At 72.2% G+C, this 16,955-nt stretch carries 11 protein-coding genes and 1 pseudogene; 6 read left to right on the top strand and 6 right to left on the bottom strand.

Features of this window, described 5'->3' with window-relative positions; all coding sequences use genetic code 11:
* The first annotated feature begins 224 nt into the window (after positions 1 to 224).
* Together ACIQUT_RS25975 and ACIQUT_RS25970 are read left to right on the top strand one after the other, a co-directional pair.
* Entirely contained in the window at positions 225 to 764 is a 540-nt protein-coding gene (locus ACIQUT_RS25975) for an EF-hand domain-containing protein (RefSeq protein ID WP_403566087.1), read from the top strand.
* Positions 765 to 942: 178 nt separating this feature from the next.
* Positions 943 to 2,544 (top strand): FAD-dependent oxidoreductase, encoded by a 1,602-nt coding sequence (locus tag ACIQUT_RS25970; RefSeq protein WP_403566085.1) that lies wholly within the window; start codon positions 943 to 945, stop codon positions 2,542 to 2,544.
* 64 nt (positions 2,545 to 2,608) lie between these two features.
* Here the strand turns inward: ACIQUT_RS25970 and ACIQUT_RS25965 are convergent, their stop codons facing one another.
* Positions 2,609 to 4,300 carry a sigma-70 family RNA polymerase sigma factor gene (locus ACIQUT_RS25965; RefSeq protein ID WP_403566083.1) on the bottom strand — a complete coding sequence of 564 codons (1,692 nt, stop codon included), beginning with the start codon at positions 4,298 to 4,300 and terminating at the stop codon, positions 2,609 to 2,611.
* A gap of 560 nt (positions 4,301 to 4,860) precedes the next feature.
* On the opposite strand from ACIQUT_RS25965, the gene ACIQUT_RS25960 reads away from it, so the two are divergent.
* Positions 4,861 to 5,847, top strand: coding sequence for a sigma-70 family RNA polymerase sigma factor (locus tag ACIQUT_RS25960; protein ID WP_403566082.1), 987 nt, complete (start codon positions 4,861 to 4,863; stop codon positions 5,845 to 5,847).
* 96 nt (positions 5,848 to 5,943) lie between these two features.
* Here ACIQUT_RS25960 and ACIQUT_RS25955 read toward each other — a convergent pair.
* Positions 5,944 to 6,534 (bottom strand): annotated as a pseudogene (locus ACIQUT_RS25955) (nucleotidyltransferase domain-containing protein); the annotation flags it as partial.
* A 251-nt stretch (positions 6,535 to 6,785) separates the two neighbouring features.
* Here ACIQUT_RS25955 and ACIQUT_RS25950 point away from each other — a divergent pair.
* Positions 6,786 to 7,910, top strand: a complete 1,125-nt coding sequence (locus ACIQUT_RS25950) for a hypothetical protein (RefSeq protein WP_403566080.1) — start codon at positions 6,786 to 6,788, stop codon at positions 7,908 to 7,910.
* A 99-nt stretch (positions 7,911 to 8,009) separates the two neighbouring features.
* On the opposite strand, the gene ACIQUT_RS25945 is transcribed toward ACIQUT_RS25950, so the two are convergent.
* Positions 8,010 to 8,345: a lysine transporter LysE gene (locus ACIQUT_RS25945; protein ID WP_403566078.1), complete on the bottom strand. Its 336-nt coding sequence runs from the start codon at positions 8,343 to 8,345 to the stop codon at positions 8,010 to 8,012.
* Positions 8,346 to 8,999: 654 nt separating this feature from the next.
* Here ACIQUT_RS25945 and ACIQUT_RS25940 point away from each other — a divergent pair.
* Both ACIQUT_RS25940 and ACIQUT_RS25935 read left to right on the top strand, forming a co-directional pair.
* Entirely contained in the window at positions 9,000 to 10,781 is a 1,782-nt protein-coding gene (locus tag ACIQUT_RS25940; RefSeq protein WP_403566076.1) for an N-acetylglutaminylglutamine amidotransferase, read from the top strand.
* A 127-nt stretch (positions 10,782 to 10,908) separates the two neighbouring features.
* Positions 10,909 to 13,236 carry a S9 family peptidase gene (locus tag ACIQUT_RS25935; protein WP_403566075.1) on the top strand — a complete coding sequence of 776 codons (2,328 nt, stop codon included), beginning with the start codon at positions 10,909 to 10,911 and terminating at the stop codon, positions 13,234 to 13,236.
* Positions 13,237 to 13,375: 139 nt separating this feature from the next.
* Here the strand turns inward: ACIQUT_RS25935 and ACIQUT_RS25930 are convergent, their stop codons facing one another.
* From ACIQUT_RS25930 to ACIQUT_RS25920, 3 genes are all read right to left on the bottom strand, one after another.
* Positions 13,376 to 14,113 carry a carbonic anhydrase gene (locus tag ACIQUT_RS25930; protein ID WP_403566074.1) on the bottom strand — a complete coding sequence of 246 codons (738 nt, stop codon included), beginning with the start codon at positions 14,111 to 14,113 and terminating at the stop codon, positions 13,376 to 13,378.
* A gap of 234 nt (positions 14,114 to 14,347) precedes the next feature.
* On the bottom strand, positions 14,348 to 15,706 hold the full coding sequence (locus ACIQUT_RS25925) for a chloride channel protein (RefSeq protein WP_403566072.1): 1,359 nt from the start codon (positions 15,704 to 15,706) through the stop codon (positions 14,348 to 14,350).
* Positions 15,707 to 16,236: 530 nt separating this feature from the next.
* On the bottom strand, positions 16,237 to 16,641 hold the full coding sequence (locus tag ACIQUT_RS25920; protein WP_403566071.1) for a hypothetical protein: 405 nt from the start codon (positions 16,639 to 16,641) through the stop codon (positions 16,237 to 16,239).
* Between the last annotated feature and the right edge of the window lie 314 nt (positions 16,642 to 16,955).

Genomic DNA, 16,955 nt, shown 5'->3' with positions numbered 1-16,955 from the left:
GCGCACGTCGTCGTGCCTGTGCGTACCGGTCAATGAACGCAGGGCGAGTTTAGCGGCGGAGCGGGGTGCGGGCAGGGGAATGCTCAGATGGCGATGAGGACGGGACGCGTCACCCGGAACGGTCAGGCATCCGTTCCCTCCACGCGCGCGGGGCGGGACCTGTGCTTTCCTGGGCCGCCTCGCAGTGTCGCGAGGCGACCACGTGGAGTGAAGGGGATGCTGTCGTGAGCGTTCTGGACATCAAGCTGGACCGGTCGTTCGACGTCTTCGACTCGGACCGCGACGGGCGGCTGGAGAAGTCGGACGTCATCGGCCTCTCGGACAGGCTCGCCGAGTCGCTCGGTGTTGCCCCGGACGTCGTGGCCGGACTTCGGGACTCGCTGGCGGACCTCTGGGACACCGTCTTCCAGAGGATGGACAGGAACGACGACGGCGGGGTCGACCGGCAGGAGTTCCGGGCGGCGTTCCGGGCGCGGATCGTCACGGACCGGAACAGGATCTGGGAACGGATCAGGAACATGAGCAATGCCTGGACGGAACTCGGCGACCGCGACGGCGACGGCATGCTGAGCCGGGAGGAGTACGCCTCCCTGCTCCACGGCATGTTCCGCCTGCCCCGCGAGACCTTCGAGGAGGCGTTCAACCGGCTGGACGTCGACGGCGACGGGCAGTTGAGCCGTGACGAGATCAGCTCCGCGATGAAGGAGTACTACACCAGCGAGGACTACTCGGCCCGCGGAAACCAGTTCTTCGGGCGTCTCTGAGGTTGCCCGGGGGAGGCCGGGGAGGAGGGGGCCAGGCTGCCCTCCCCTCCTCCCCGGCACCTCTCCCTCCCTGCCCGCCTGCCTTCAGAGGCCTCTCCGGAGCCGATTCGTATGGCGTCCCCGCTCGTTGAACCGGGCGAGGAAGCCGATCGCTCAAGCCCCACTGGAGGACCTCTTGATGGCCGATGCCGCACTGCCGGTGATTGTTCTCTCCGACTCCGACCCGCTCCGCCGGCACGAGACGGCCGAGCTGGTGCAAAGCTGGTACCGGACGTCTTTCCGCGTGCTGCAGGTCGGAGGGCCGGCGGAGGTGGTCCGCGCGCTGCGCTCGCTGGCCGACCGGAAGGTACCGGTGGCAGCCGTGCTCGCCGATGAGGCACCGGACCCGGATGCCGCGCAGCACTCCGGCGTGCGCTGGCTTTCGCTGGCCGGGCACGGCAGCGCGGTGCCCGACGCCCCCGGCGGGGCGGTCCGGAGCGGCGACGACCCGGCCGAGCACCTGCGTGGCGCGCTCGACGATTCCCTGTGCACGTGGAATGCCGACTTCCGTGGTGATCTGCCGACGGCCGAGGTGCGCGGGAGCCGTTTCTCACCCGCCGCCTATGCGGTGCGCGACTTCCTCGGCCGCAGTGGCGTGATCTTCCGCTGGCTGCCCGAGGAGGACGTACGGGACGCCCCGGTGACCGTCCGGCTCGGCAACGGCACCGAGATGGTGGATCCCTCGATCAGTGAGCTGGCCGAGCGGCTCGGTCTCATCCGGCCGGCCGAGCAGGACCACTACGACGTGGCGGTGATCGGCGGTGGCCCGGGAGGTCTGTCCGCGGCGGTGTATGCCGCTGCCGAGGGCATGAGCGTGGTCGTGATCGAGGACGACGCGCCCGGCGGGCAGGCGGGATCGACCTCGCGGATCGAGAACTACCTCGGCTTCCCCGTCGGTCTCACCGGTGGTGATCTCGCGCAGCGCGCCTTGCAGCAGGCCCGCAGGGCCCGCGTCGAGTGGCAGCCCACCCGGGTGGCCAGCCGGGTGACCCCTACGGGCACGGGTGCCCACACCGTCGAGTTCGTCAAGGCGGGTACCGATGAGACGGCCTCGGTGACAGCGGCCGCGGTGGTCGTCGCGACGGGCGTGGACTGGAACCGCCTGACGGCTCCCGGCGTCGACCGCCTGCTCAACTCCGGTGTGTACTACGGCTCGTGTCTGTCCGACGCCCCCTCGGCCGCCGGGGAGGACGTGTACATGGTGGGCGCGGGCAACTCCGCCGGCCAGGCGGCCCTCTACTTCGCGCGCTACGCCCGCAGCGTCACCCTGCTGGTACGGGGCACCGACCTCGGCGCTTCCATGTCGAGCTACCTGGTGCAGCGCATCGAGCGGACCCCGGGCCTGCAGGTCCTCCTGGGGACCGAGGTGGCCGAGTGCCTCGGCGGCCCGACCCTCACCGGGCTCAGGCTGCGCGCCCGCGACGGCGGCGAGCGTACGGTCTCCGCGCACTGCCTGTACGTGTTGATCGGCGGCCACCCGTCGACCGACTGGCTCGGCGGCATGCTGAAGCTCGACGACCGCGGATACGTCCTGACCGGAAGCGGCGCAGCCGGCCCGGACGCGCTGCCGATGGAGACCAGCGTGCCCGGTGTCTTCGCCGTGGGCGATGTGCGCTCCGGCTCCGTCAAGCGGGTCGGCGCCGCCGTGGGCGAAGGGGCCGCAGTCGCCCAGTGCCTGGTGGAGTACCGGCGGCGGTATCCCGAGCGCTTCCGGGACGCGCGAGCGGCCTGCGGCTTCTGACGGCCACCGCCCGGCTGCCGTCACCGCCCGGGGCGGTGACGGCGGGACCGGCCTGCGCCCACGCTCACCCCATCCTGAACAGGAAACTGGCGGAGTTGTAGTAGTTGGGCAGGTGCACGATGCGCGAGCCCGGCCGCGGGGGGTTGGCCTTCGGCCACTCCTGCGGGCCCAGCAGGTGGTCCGGGTAGTCGCTGCGCGGGACCCGTGGCACGAACCAGAGCCGGAACGTGCCGGGCCACGGCTCCTGCTGGAACCTCCAGAGCTGCGTATCGCGGCCCGTGTCGGACCGGCAGGTGCGCAGGGTGACGGCGACGACGTTCCCGCCGGCGGTGGTGCCGTCGAGGCAGGTGCCCGTGCCCGTGTTGCGCATCTGGTAGCTGCCCTGGCCGGCCGGCAGGCGCTGCCAGCCCTGTGAAGCGTTCCCCGTGCACGGCTGGAGCTCCAGCACTCCGCCGGAGCCGCCGGCCACGCCGACGCACAGCCCCGAGCCGACGTTGACCAGCGGGAGTCCGGCCGGACCGGTCGACGGCGACGGCGAGGGCGAGGGCGAGGGCGAGGGCGAGGGGGAGGCCGAGGCCGTCGGGTCGGAGACGGGGGTCGGGGTGGCGGTCGCGGCGCTCGAAGTGGCAGTGGGGAGAGCCGACGCCTGCGCGGTGGCGGATATGAGCGGTGGCTGCGAGGCCGTCGATGCCGTGTCCGCGCCCGCGTCGGGGTTCGGGACGGGACCCGGGCGGGGGCCCACGGCCATGAGGGCGGGCGAGGCCTGCCCCGGCCTGTCGTCGGTCGGCAGCAGGACGACGGCGGTCACCGTCGCACCCGCAACGGCCGCCACCGTCACGGCCCATTTCGCCGTGCCGAACGGCGACGCGGTGAGCTTGGCCCCGCTCAGCTTGGCCGCCGCCAGCTGGGTGCTGTGCCCGCCGGCGGACGACAGGAAGTTGCCAGGGTTCCACAGGAGGATCCCGCCCAGCAGCAGCGCGCCCAGACGGCCGTTGACATCGCGCAGGTCGCGTTCGGCCCGGGTGCAGTCGGCGCACCCCTGGAGGTGCCGCCGCAGATCCCGGGTGACGCGCTTGCCCGGTCGGCGCAGTGAGGTGGCGAGCTGGCCCCCGTAGTGCCGGCACTCATCGCTCGCGGCCTGGTCCAAGTGGGCCCGCAGGTACGCCTCGCGCAGGCCTTCCCGGGCCCGCGCGGCCAGTGAGCCGACGCCTCCCGCCGATATGCCGAGGCGTTGGGCGGTGTCGGCGGCAGGCTCGTGCTCGACGACGGCGTGCCACAGCACGGCCTGCCAGCGCTCCGGCAGGGACCGGTACGCCCGCAACACCAGCGACCCCTCCTCCGCCGACACGACGGCGTCCTCGACGTCCTGGCCGTCGGCGAGGTCCTCCGCCCACTTCTCGAAGTCGTCCGACAACTGGGTCCGGGCGCCGCGGCGTGCCCAGTCGGCCGCCACACGGCGCACACAGGTCAGCAGGTAGGGCCGCCAGGCGTACTCGGGCCCGGCGCCCCAGGCGACGGCCCGGTACGTGCGGGTGAACGCCTCGGCGGCGAGATCGTGGGCGGTGGACTGGTCCCGGCAGCATGTGCGGGCGTACGCGAGCACGGCGGAGTGGTGGCGGGCGAACACCTCGCCCATCACGTCGCTCATCTCGGGCTCCCTCGGCGCCGAGGCGTGCTCCTTGCGCAGCAGGGCGCACAGTTCCGCGTCGCTGCGGCTGCGGAGGTCCTGCTGGCGGGCAGTTGCCGATGTGCTCAACGCTTGCTCCCGTTGACTTACTGGTGGCCGGCGCGGTGAATGCCGGACTTGTCTGCAGTGGGGTGCGACGCTGCGCCCGGCCGGAATTCGCGCAAGTGTGCACGCTGGTAGGGGCTGTGAGCAAACGTCAGTAGCGTTACGCAGGTTGGCTGCTGGCGAGCCAGGTGGGACGGTGTGGAGGTCGCGAGCCCGCCCTCGACCCCCGAGCCGCGGCGGGAGTCGCGGTGTGGCCGAAACCGTACGGTGTGTCCCTCTCGCGGAACCGGTGCGCAGGGCGGCCCGGCGAAGGCGCGGGTAAAGGATCGGCAAAGTCGCGGGAGTGTTTCGCGGCTGCCCGGTCCACCCCCATGGCAACGACACACGAGGAGGCGCAAGTGCCGCACGAGACGGCCCCATCCGCAGCCGCGGCGCACCCCGCCGCCGACGGCCCGGACGGCATACCCGCTGCATCGGCACGTGGACGGCCTCGAAGCCGCTGTGTCCTCGAAGTCGCTGTGCCCTCCCCTTACAGTGAAGCCCCAGGTCAGCGGCCTGGAGCTTTCTCTTCGAGGGAGTGGGGCATGGGGGACACCGGCGCGGCGAGCGCAGCGGCGGAGGGGCTTGAGGCATACCGGGCGGAGCTGACCGGCTACTGCTATCGGATGCTGGGGGCGTACGCCGAGGCCGAGGACGCCGTGCAGGAGACGCTGGTCCGGGCCTGGCGGAAGACCGGGCAGTTCGAAGGGCGGTCATCGCTGCGGTCGTGGGTGTACCGGATCGCCACCAACGTGTGCCTTGACGCTCTCGCCTCCGGCAACCGGAGGGCCCTGCCGATGGACCTCTCCGGTCCGGCGGACGGGGCGTCCCCGCCCGGGCGCCCGCAGGACGCCGCCCTGTGGATCGAGCCCTTTCCGGACGGTGATCCGGAGGCCGCCGCGACGGCGGGCGAGTCGGTGCGGCTGGCGTTCGTCGCCGCGCTCCAGCACCTGCCGCCCAGGCAGCGGGCGACGCTGATCCTGCGGGACGTGCTGGGCTTCTCGGCCCGCGAGGTCGCCGAACTGCACGACTGCACCATCGCCTCGGCGAACAGCGCGCTGCAGCGGGCCCGTACGACGCCGGCCGCGCACCGGGACTCCGCCCGCGACCCCGCGCCCCGGCCGTCCGATGCGGTGCGCCGGGTTCTGGCCGAGCGGTACGCCACGGCCTTCGCGCGCTACGACATGGAGGAGCTGAGCATGCTCCTCCACGTTGACGCCACTCTGTGTCTGCCGCCGTACGCGAAGTGGATGCGCGGTGTCCCCGACATCCAGGCATGGCTGACCGGCCCGGCCGTCGGTTGCCGCGGCTCCCGCCTGGTCCCCGCCATGGCGAACGGCTCTCCCGCCTTCGGCCAGTACCGCCCCCGCCCGGACGGGGCGGGTTACACGCCCTGGGCGCTCCAGGTCGTCGACTTCTCCGGCGACCGCATCACCGGCATCACTGCGTTCCGCGACACCGACCGCCTCTTCCCGCGCTTCGGCCTCCCGAACCACCTGCCCGACCACCCCCGCCGCGCAGCACCGGCCTGACGCCCGGGCCCGGAACGGTCGCAGCTGCTCCCGGTCGTGGGGGAGTTCGTCCAGGAGGTCTTTCTGCGGCGGTCGCCGGTACTGCTCCGGTACGTCGAGCCGGTCGACCCACGGGTGCGCCCCGTACGTTTCGAGGATGGCTGTGGCGAGCCAGGTCCTCTGTGCCGGCGCGAGGGACGGAAGGGCCGCGGCGAGGTCTGTCTCGTCCTTGGGGCGAGGCTTCTTGGCCTTGTAGTAGAGCTGGACTTCGGGAGTCACGTAGGGGATGCCGCCCGCGCTGATGGCTCCGAGTTCTGCGACGGGGCGGTGCACGGCGGTGTCGCGGCGGGACACCCACAGGCCGTCTTGCGCTTCGTCCAGCATGATCTGGATGCGCCACGGCGTTCCGGGCCCGGGGCGGCACCATATGTCGTGGATACCCATGGGCAGGTACTCGTCGGGCTGCCAGGGGCGCAGGGTGCCGGGCGGGTCGGCAGCCCACCACTCCCATCCGGCAAGTACGTGCTGTACGGCGAACTGGTCATCGCGCAGGACCAGGACGTCGATGTCGTCGTGCTTGCGGACGGGGTGCCCGACGGCGAGTTCGATGGCGTGTCCCCCCGCGATCCACCAGGGGGTTTCGGCCCGGCGGAACAGGTCGGCCACCTCGGGCACGGGCGTGGGCTCCCAGGCTGGGTCGTTGGTCATTCCGGGAGCGTAGCGGTGCGGCGACGGGCAGGTTCCTCATGGGCAAGGAGCTCCTGGCGGTGCGCGGGTGCCGAGGAGCTCGCGGCGGACGGCGCGGTGGCACCAGCCGCATGATGACGCGCCAGGGATGCAGCTCAACAGGACAAACATCGACAAACGGCCGGTTGCCGAGTCACTTTGTCGAGACGTCAGCGGGGTTGTCCAGAACCTGGCAACCTGGCTGGACGCTGACCCGCCCGGGAGGACCCGCCATGACCGAAACTCTGATTGACGCCGTCGATTCCGGTGGTGGCGGCGACGACGCCGACCGGGAGGCGGTCGAGCGTGAGCGGGTCGAGATGCGGGAGTTCATCAAGGGGTTGAGCCCGGACGACATCAAGTCGGGCAGCTGGTTCACGAAGCTCAGCGCTCAGGCCATGAGCTCCTACACCGAGAAGGTCGACTGGCAGTACTTCCAGGAGCGGTACCAGGGCGTTCCCGCGGATGCCATTGTCGATCAGCGCATCAAGATGGCGGCTCGGTACGCCGCACTCGAAGGCGGTCTTTCCGCCGGGGCCTACTCGGCGGCCGTCGTCGCCACTCTCGGGAGCCTGGGCGGTGCCTCGCCGGCGACTGTTCCGGCCGCCGTCGCGACCGTCATGGTCGACGTCGCGTTCATCACCCGGCTCCAGCTCCGCCTGGCCTACGACATCTCGGTCCTCTACCGGGTCCCGCTCGACCTGTCCGACCCCGATGACATGTGGAAGCTCATTCGAGTGGCCTTCACGATCAAGAGTGGGGAAGTGGTCCGGGAAGGCGTGGTCAAGGCGGTCCCGGTCATGATGCGACCGTTGATCAAACGCTTCTACTCCGGAGCGGTACTGAGCGCTGCGAAGGGGCTCCCCTTCGTCGGGAAGTTTCTTCTGCAGCGCAACGTCATCAAGATCGGTATTCCCGTGGTCGGCGTTCCCCTTGCGGTGGTGTTGAACCGCTATACGACGCTCCTCGCGGGGCGGCACGCGCAAGCCGTCTTCCGGAACGAGGCGCGGGTGATCGAAATCGCCGAGGGCCTGAGCGAGCGGAGTCGGCACCCGCAGTTGATGCTGTGGGTCGCGTGGCTCGTCATCACGGCGGACCGGAAGATCGCCGACGACGAGGCGCTGTTGATGCGTCACCTGGTGAGGCTGGTCCGGGACCGGCATCAGGTGGTCGATGAACGGCTCGCTCGCCTCGTCGACATCGATCCCGCCGAGGTGTGGCGACACCTGGACGCCGAGCCGGGGGACCTGAGCGACCTCCTCGACGTGGCCGACCGGGTGGCCACGGTGGACGGTGCCGTCAATGCGCGCGAAAAGGCCGTCATCTCCGAGCTTCGAGACCGCTGCCGCCGAGCCTGACGCCGCCACGCTCCCCTTGGGCGGTGCGCCGACCGCAGACTTCACGGCCGCGTGGCGATGAGGGCTTCGGTGTGTACGGCCTCGGCGAAGGCGCCGCCTTCACAGGCAGTTGCAGCCGGTGCCGTAGAGCAACAGGAAGAGAGCTGTCATGGCGATCAGGGTGAATCCGCCCGCGGTCACGGCGGCGAGGCCCCGACGGCGGCCTTTCGCGGGGGCGCGGAAGGTCTGCCAGGCGCCGTGGGCGAGGAAGAGGCTGAGCAGTCCGGCCCCTGCGATGGTCAAGCGCGGGCTGAAGGACCAGCTCAGGTAGGCGATCAGTGCCAGGCAGGCGAGCAGGGCGCAGGCGAGCAGGTTGAGGATCACCTCGGCGACAAGTTCACCAACCGTCTCGATCAGGAAATCGCCGACGCCTTTCGCTGCTCTGCGGCATCCCACGCCCTTCCCCCATCCTGGCATCCGACGTCCCCGCACGGGGCCTGTGGGGAGGACCTGCGCCGGGCCGGAAGGGTTGCTGAGGCGCTCGGGAATGGCCGACAACGACGCTCAGCCGGTTGGCTTTGGAAGCAGGTGTGGCCCGCGCAGCGGGGTTGATTCCCCGTGATCCGATGGGTGATGTCGCCGTTCGGTAAAGGGAAGCACCGTGCCGGGCGCCGTCATAGCGGCTTTCGCGCCAAACGGACGGGCACGCGGTGACGGCGTTCGGTACGGCACGGGCGTGGTGCGATCACCACTGCTCGGCCGGTGCGGCGGGAGCTGTTGCCGCCGGTCAGCGCGCTGGCGCTGCGGGGACGCCCGATGTGCTGGACGATGGGCCTGGCGCAGACCATCTTCAGGGGCCGTCTGCAGCGCTCCTGCGAGGGCGGCCCCTGAGGTGGTCCACGAGATACGAGATCGAACACGTCGGCTTAGGGCGCGTGCGGACGGGCAGGCGCCCCCTATGCCGATCGGCTTGTCCGGCCGGAGCCAACGGGGCACCGACCGCTCACGCACAGGAGTGATGCACATGATGGAGGCGGCCTGGACCCCGGGGGGACGGGCGCCCGCAGTGATGTGGCGGACCCGGGGCGTGAGCGGAGCAAGGGGTGCCGCATGTGTGGCCTGAGCGGAGAAGTCCGTTTCGACGGCCGTCGGCCGGACCTGGCCGCGGTCGAACGCATGACGGACGAGCTGGGGGAGCGGGGTCCTGACGGCAGAGGCCTCTGGTCGCAGCAGTCGGTGGCGCTGGGACACCGCCGACTGCGGATCATCGACCTCTCGGAGCACGCCGCCCAACCCATGATCGATCCGCATCTGGGTATCACGTGCGTCTTCAACGGCTGCATCTACAACTACCGGGAGCTGCGCCGCCGCCTCGAAGGGCTCGGGCACCTGTTCTTCTCCGACTCCGACACGGAGGTGCTCGTCAAGGCCTACGGGCAGTGGGGGCCCGGCTGCGTCGAGCACCTGGTGGGGATGTTCGCGTTCGCCCTGGTGGAGCACCACACCGGTCGCGTCGTACTCGGCCGTGACCGGCTCGGCATCAAGCCGCTGTACCTCACCCGGGACAGCGACCGCCTGCGTTTCGCCTCCTCCCTGCCCGCATTGCTGGCGGGCGGCGGAGTAGACACATCCCTCGACCCGGTGGCTCTCCACCAGTACCTCAGCTGGCACGGCACGGTTCCGGCACCCCGGACGGTGCTGTCCGGCGTGCACAAGCTGCCGCAGGCCACCGTCCGTGTCGTCGAACAGGACGGCACGTACCGCGACCACTGCTACTGGCAGCCCTCGTACACCCGCCGCGCCGAGGACGGCAGCGACCCGGTGCGCTGGCGGGAAGCCGTGCACGAGGCCCTGCGCACGGCGGTGCGGCGGCGCATGGTCGCCGACGTGCCCGTGGGCGTCCTGCTGTCCGGCGGACTGGACTCCAGCCTGATCGTGGCGCTGCTGGCGCAGGAGGGGCAGAGCGACCTGGCCACCTTCGCGATGGGCTTCGAGTCGGAGAGCGGGGAGGAGGGCGACGAATTCAGGTACTCCGACATGATCGCCCGGCAGTTCTCGACCGACCACCACCAGTTCATGATCGCCTCTGACCGGCTTCCCACCGCGCTGGAATCGGCGATCGGCGCGATGAGCGAGCCGATGGTCAGCCACGACGCCGTGGCGTTCCACCTGCTGGCGGAGCAGGTCTCCAAGGACGTCAAGGTGGTGCTGTGCGGGCAGGGCGCGGACGAGGTCTTCGCGGGCTACCACTGGTACCCCCGGATCGCGGCGGCCGGACGCGCCGATGCGCCGGACGCCTACGCGGACGCCTACTTCGACCGCACGCACCGGGACGTGGCCACCCTGCTGCATCCCGACAGGGTTGCCGATCACGATGCCTCGCGGCACTTCGTCCACGCCCACATGGCGGCCCCCGGCGCCCAGAGCGCCCTCGACGCGGCCCTGCGCCTGGACGTCCATGCGCTGATGGCCGACGACCCGGTCAAACGCGTCGACAACATGACGATGGCCTGGGGCCTGGAGGCGCGGGTGCCGTTCCTCGACCAGGAGCTCGTCGAGCTCGCCGCTGCCTGCCCGCCGGAGCTGAAGCTCGCGCAGGACGGCAAGGGGGTGCTCAAGGACATCGGCCGCAGGATCCTCCCCCGTGAGGTCGTCGACCGGCCCAAGGGCTACTTCCCGGTTCCGGCGGTCCGGCACATGGCCGAGCCGGTGCTCACCCGGGTTCGTGACGCCCTGACCGCGCCGGAAGCCCGCCGTCGCCGTCTCTTCGACCAGGACCGGGTGGCCGAGCTGTTGGCCGACCCCGCACGCCACCGCACGAAACGCGGTGCCAGCACCCTGTGGCAGCTGGCGTCGCTGGAGATCTGGTTGCAAGCCCACAACATCAACTGACACCGACATCAACTGACACCGACATCCACTGACGTCGAACACCTACTGGTACCGACATCGACTGGCTGCGACACATCACCCGACACCGAACGGCGAGAGTTCCCGGAAGCCCTCGAAGAGGCCCGACATGCCCCTGGACCGCTCCGAACGGCAGAACCGTTCCCGGCCCGCCGACGCCCCGGCGTCGGTCCGGGCGGACCCGGCACCCGCGGTTGCCGCACGCCCGAGGAGGCCCGGCACGGCGATCGAGGGAAGCACCGGGGGCGGCAGCATCGAGGGCGGCCCGGTGCCGGGTGCGGCAGAGGGGCCCGCAGCGGCTCCCGTGCCGGTCGTGCTGGCCGACATCGTGCTGGCCGACCCGCCCCCGGCGCTCACCGCCCACGGATGCTGGTACCCCTCGGCCGACCCGACGGGTGACCACGTGGCCTACATCTGCGACCGGGCCGGCGTGCCCCAGCTATGGAGCGGTCCGGTCCGCGGCGGCGAGGCCCACGTCCTCGATGCGGACCCGGATCCGGTGACGGAGGTGTCCTGGTCGCCCGACGGCCGCTGGATCGCGTACACCTCTGCCCCGGGCGGCAGCGAGCACACACGCGTGCTGGTCGTCCGGCCGGACGGCACCGGACGGCAGGTGCTGGCGGGCGCCGAACCGGGCGCTTCTGCCCATCTGGGCTGCTGGACCCGCGACGGGGCGGCGCTGGCCGTCACCGTCGCCCAGCCGGTCGCCGTCGGCGCCCACAGCGGCGGGGGCCACATGCCGCAGGACGCCGACCCGGACCTGGCCGGCGGTCCTCTGCCGGAGGGATGGGCCGTACGCGACGGACGCGCGACCCACCTGGGCCCGCCCGCCCCGGCCGACCGCCAGGACACGCCGACCCCGACCGGGACCGAACCCGGGCTGCCGCAGCTGACGCCGATGCCGGCTCGTGCCGCCGTGGCGGCGCCCGCCGGCGCGGGCGCGGCCGCCGGGGCGGAGGAGGCGGGCGGGCGACTGGCCGTCTACCTCCTCGACCCCGACGGTTCCCAGGCACCCGTCCTGCTGTTCAGCGAGGCGGGTGCCGCCTCGCTGCGCGTCTGCGACATCGGCGCCGACAGCCGCTTCGTCCTGCTGCGCCGCGGCCCGCGCGGCCGCCGCGAGGCCCTCCTCCTGGACCGCGTCTCGGGCCGCATCACGTTCCGGCTGCCCGTCGCCGACGGCGATCCCTGGATCGGCCGGTTCTCCGCCGACGCGCGGAGCCTGTGGCTGCGCAGCGACGCCGACCGCGAGTTCGCCGCACTCCTGAGGGCCCGGCTGGACCCGGACGGAGCCCTGCAGGCCCTGTCCGTTGCGGCGGAGCGGGACGAGACCCCGCTCGACCTGCTGACCCTGCCCGACCACGGCCGCTGGGCGCTGCTGGCGTGGAACGTGCTCGGCGCGAGCGAGCTGGAGAGCGTCGGCCTGCCGGGCACCGACGGGGACGACCGCATCGGACCGCACCACCGATCGGCACTGCCGCACGAAGTCGTGACCCGCATGGCGCCCGTCGCGCGCGGCGGGTTGTTCGCGGCCCTGTCCGGCTCCGGGCGCCGGCCCGGGATCTGGGAGGTGAGCGGCAACTTCACCCCGCGGCGGACCGGCTGGACGGCGAGCGACCAGGAGGCGGCTCCGCCCGGGCGGCCTCCCGTCCGACCGGTGCCCCTGCGCTGCCGGGCCCGCGACGGCCTGATGCTCGGCGGCTGGTACTACCGGGCCCCCGAGCGTGACCCGGGGAGGCCGGCCCCGTGCGTGATCCACCTCCACGGCGGTCCGGAGGAGCAGGAGCGGCCGGTGTTCAACCCGCTCTACCACGAGATCCTCGGCCGGGGCATGGACGTCTTCGCCCCGGACGTCCGGGGCTCGTCGGGCTGGGGCCGGTCCTTCGTCGACGCCGACCTGGGCACCGGCCGGTTCGCGGCGATCGAAGACGTCGCGGACTGCGCGGCCCACCTCACGGCCCGGGGGTACGCCGATCCCCTGCGCCTGGCGGTGATGGGCCGCTCGTACGGCGGATACCTCACCATGGCATCGCTGGTCTGGCATCCGGAGCTCTTCCGCACGGGCGTCGCCGTCTGCGGCATGTCGGACTTCGCCACGTTCTTCGCCGACACCGAGCCGTGGATCGCCCGGTCCGCCGCCGCGAAGTACGGCCATCCCGAGCACGACCGGCACCTCTTGCGCGCCCTGTCCCCGATGAGCCGCATCGACCGGCTGCGCGCCCCGGTCCTGGCCATCCACGGTGAGCACGACACCAATGTCCCCCCGGCGGAGTCGGAGCAGTTCGTCCGCGCCGCCCGCGACCACGGGGTGCCGGCCGAGCTGCTGGTCCTCCGCAACGAGGGCCACGACTTCCTCCGGGCGGACAACCGACGCCTCTACCGGCGGGCCGCCGCGGACTGGCTGCAGCAGCACCTCCTGCCCGAACGGAGCAGCCGTTGAGGACCTGCCCCGACCGTCACCGGACCCGGTCGACAGGCCATGGGGGACAGGTCATGGGGGACAGGTCATGGGGGCAGGAACGGCGGCGAGGAGCGGCCCCGCCCGATCGGGGCGGCGGCATTCTCCGTACGCGGCACGGTCAGGAGGGCGCGCCGGAGAGCACCTCCACCTTCCCGGTGTCGAGGGAGTAGTACGCGCCGACCACGGCGAGGGAGCCCTTCTTCACGAGCGGGGCGAGGTCCTGGTTGGAACGCAGGTCGGCCGCGGTGAGGGTGACCTGGGCGCGGGCCATGGTCTCGACCGGGTCGGCGCCGCCGCTTGCGACCGCCTGCCGGTACGCCGGCTCAAGGGCCTCGACAATGGCTTGGAGGTTGCCGGGCAGGGGCTTGCCGTCACGCAGGGACTCGTACGAGGCCTTGACCGCTCCGCAGCGCTCGTGGCCGAGGACCACGATGAGCGGGGTACCGCTGGTCATGGGCCCGTACTCCACGGAACCGGTGACGACCGGGTCGATGGCTTCTCCTCCCGTACGCATGACGTAGAGATCGCCCAGTCCGGTGTCGAAGATGAGCTCGGGCGGCACGCGCGAGTCGATGCAGGCGAGGACCGACCCGAAGGGCTGTTGCTGCTGGGCCACGAGCTGCCGTCGGTCGGGGTCCCGGTCGGGATGTTCGAGGTCTCCGCTCACCCAGCGTGCGTTGCCCGCCATGAGCCGGGCGAACGCCGCGGCCGGGGTGACCGGGCGCGCAGTCGGCGACGCTCCGGCAGCGACCGGGGCGGTGCCGGAAGCCGAGCACGCCGTGAGGGCACCCGCCGCGCCGGCGAGGGCGAAGGCGGCGAGTACGGCTCTGCGGCCGGGACGTCCTGCCGGTTCCATCGCTCGTTCCCCTTGATGCCGCTCGGGCCTGCCCGAATCCCATCGGTCGTGGCGATTGTCGGGCAGGGGAGGGCGGGACGGTGGCAGGCGCACGCGAAGCGCGGACCACTGTGCCGCGCACGGCCCAGAGAAACGGCGCGGAGCGGGCACCGCGGAGGGCACGGCCGGCACAGCCGGCACGGCCGAAGGGCCTGGTCCGCACGGATCGGCGACCGGCCGTGCCGAGCGTGGCCGTCATGCGGCGGGCGCTGTCCGCTGCGGTGGTGCTTCGGGCGGCGGCCCGGCGGGACGCCGGGCGAGCCGGAGCGTGCCGACGTAGGCCACCACCACGGCGACGATCACCAGCGGCATCACGGTCAGACCGTCCGTGCCGAGGAGCAGGGTGACCAGCATCACGGCCGTCATCGGCAGTTTCAGCATCGCCACCGTCATCGCGCCGATCCCGATGGCGAATCCGGCGGTGGTGCCCAGGCCGGGGAGGTGGGAGAGGGCGAGGCCGCCGGCCGCGCCCACGAACAGGGCGGGGAAGACCGGCCCGCCGCGGAAGGCGCTCATCGAGACGCAGTACGCGAGTGACTTGCACACCAGCAGGACGATCAGGGTGGCCGCCGTGTAGCCCGCACTGTCCGCCAGCAGCGGGCCGAGCGCGTCCTGGCCGGAGAACAGCACGCCGGTGGCCGGCCGGTCGGTGATCACGGCGTACAGCAGCGCGATCACGCCGATGGCGAGGCCCATCAGGACGGTGAGCGGCAGCCGGTGGCGGTCGACCAGGCCTTGCAGGGTGAGCGAGGAGCGGCGGATCGCCTCCCCGAGCAGTGCGGCGATGACGCCCGCGACGATCGCCCAGGCGAACGCGCCGACGGTGGGCCGGTCGGCGGTGGGCACGTGGGTCAACGTCAGCGAGTAGGTGCCGAGGCCGGTCCAGGCGTCGAGGCCGGTGAAGATCAGAGACCCGACGCCCGCGGAGAGCAGGCCCGGCACCAGCACCACGCCCATCATCGGGCCGCCCAGCCCGGTGGCCTCCATCAGCAGGAAGGCACCGACCAGCGGGGACCCCAGCAGTTCGCTGATGGCCGCGAAGCTGCCGGCCGCGCCGATCACGGAGACGGCGCTGGGCGGGGCGTCGCGTTTCAGCAGTCTGACCGCACCGACGGCAAGCCCGCCGCCGAGCGCGATCAGCGGGGCCTCCGGGCCGAGGACGACACCCAGGCTGAGCGTGGCGATCGCGGCCATCGCCACGCCCGGCACCGCGGCGAACGAGGGTGTGTCGCCGGTCTTGAGCCCTTCGGCCGGCTTGTGGCCGCCGTTGCCGGGCAGGTAGCGGATCGTCAGTGCGACCAGCACGCCTGCGACCGCGAGCAGCGGGATCGCCCACCAGTCGGGGGTGCCGTGGAAGCCGAGGCTTTTCGGCAGGTCGTCGAAGACCAGCGACTGGAGTGCGGAGACCAGGGCGAGGAACCCGTACGCGCCGGCCGAGATCGGGATGCCGAGCAGGGCCGAGACCACCAACACCGACACGTATCCGCGGGTGCGGACGATCGCCAGCGGGTCCTGCGGCGCTGCAGTGGCCTCGGCGGGTGGTCCGGCCGACATGCGCATCGTCTCCTCGGAGTCCGGCCGCCCGACCGGAACACCGGTCGCACGGGCCTGAGTCTGGTGCTGGCACGGGCATCGGGCCGCCCGGCCCTTCGGCGGCGGCCGGGGCCCGAGCGGGGAGCCGACCCGCCGCCCGGACGGCGCCGACCGGGCCCTGGCCTTCCGCCCGTTCGGAATCGCGGGCTGCCGCTGGTGTGCCCTTGACCGGGTGCGGCCGGCTACTGCGGGGCGGCGTGCGGCGCCGGTATGCCCGTGCTCTGGTCGCCGGCCACCGGCTGTCCCTCCTGCCTGGCTGGGCGGCACCACCGCTCGGCGGCCGGTGCGCATCCGTCCTGTGCATCATCGCGGGCGCGGAGGCTTCCGTACCGCTGCGGCACGCTCGGACCCGTGATCCGCGGCTGCCGCCGGCGCGAGGGCCGGGCTGCGGGCTTCGCCCTCGGCGCCGCGGCCGCCGGCCCGGGAGACGGCATTCTCGTACGCGTACGCGCTGCCGTGCGGCGGCTCTGGATCCGGTGGGGCGGCCGCGGTCAGGCTGAGGTGAAGAGTTGCTCGTGCGCGCCGTCGAGGACGAAGCCGTTGTCGAAGCGGACGCGGACCGTCGCGCGGTGCTGCTGCTCCTGATGGGCCGTCCAGGCAGGTTCCAGCGAGCCGATCTGCTCTTCCAGCTGCCTCCTCGACCCAGGCGGCATCTGGTGGCCGAAGTCGTCGAGGAGCGACTTGAGGCGTACGTACTCGCGCACCTGCTGGTTCTGCGGCCGGTCCCGGTGCTCGTCCACCCGCTCGACCGTGCCCTCGATGCCCGCAGCCAGGTAGAGGACCGGGGAGGCGCCGACGGCGCCGGTGTCTGCCGGGGAGCTCCCGGCCGGGGTGACCGTACCGGCCAGTTCGAGGTCCGCCGCCAGCTTCACCCGCCGGCCCTCCTTCAGCGCCATGGATCCTTCGTCTTTCCGGTAGGTCGTTCGTTCGGTCGTGCGGGCCGTTCCGCCCACGCGTACGGGGCAGCCCGGTTGGTGCCATTATCCGGATCCCGTCTCCGCCGCGTGCGGCCGCCGCCCTCGCCCGCCGTGGAGCCGACGAACGCGGCGAGGCGGGACCGGAGGTTCTGCGTCCGGTCTCGACCGTCGTTCCCCGCGGCAGGGCGCACCCACTTTCGGGGGGGTGCCCCTATCTGTTTGGTCAACCCGTCAGGGTCGCTTCGTGGGGGTTAATCCTGGTTTCCGGGAACGTCCCGCGAAGCGGGACGTTC

Origin of the sequence: Streptomyces sp. NPDC090445 (assembly GCF_044769385.1) — a bacterium.
GTDB lineage: Bacteria > Actinomycetota > Actinomycetes > Streptomycetales > Streptomycetaceae > Streptomyces.
This window is presented reverse-complemented; position numbering and strand designations above follow the sequence as displayed.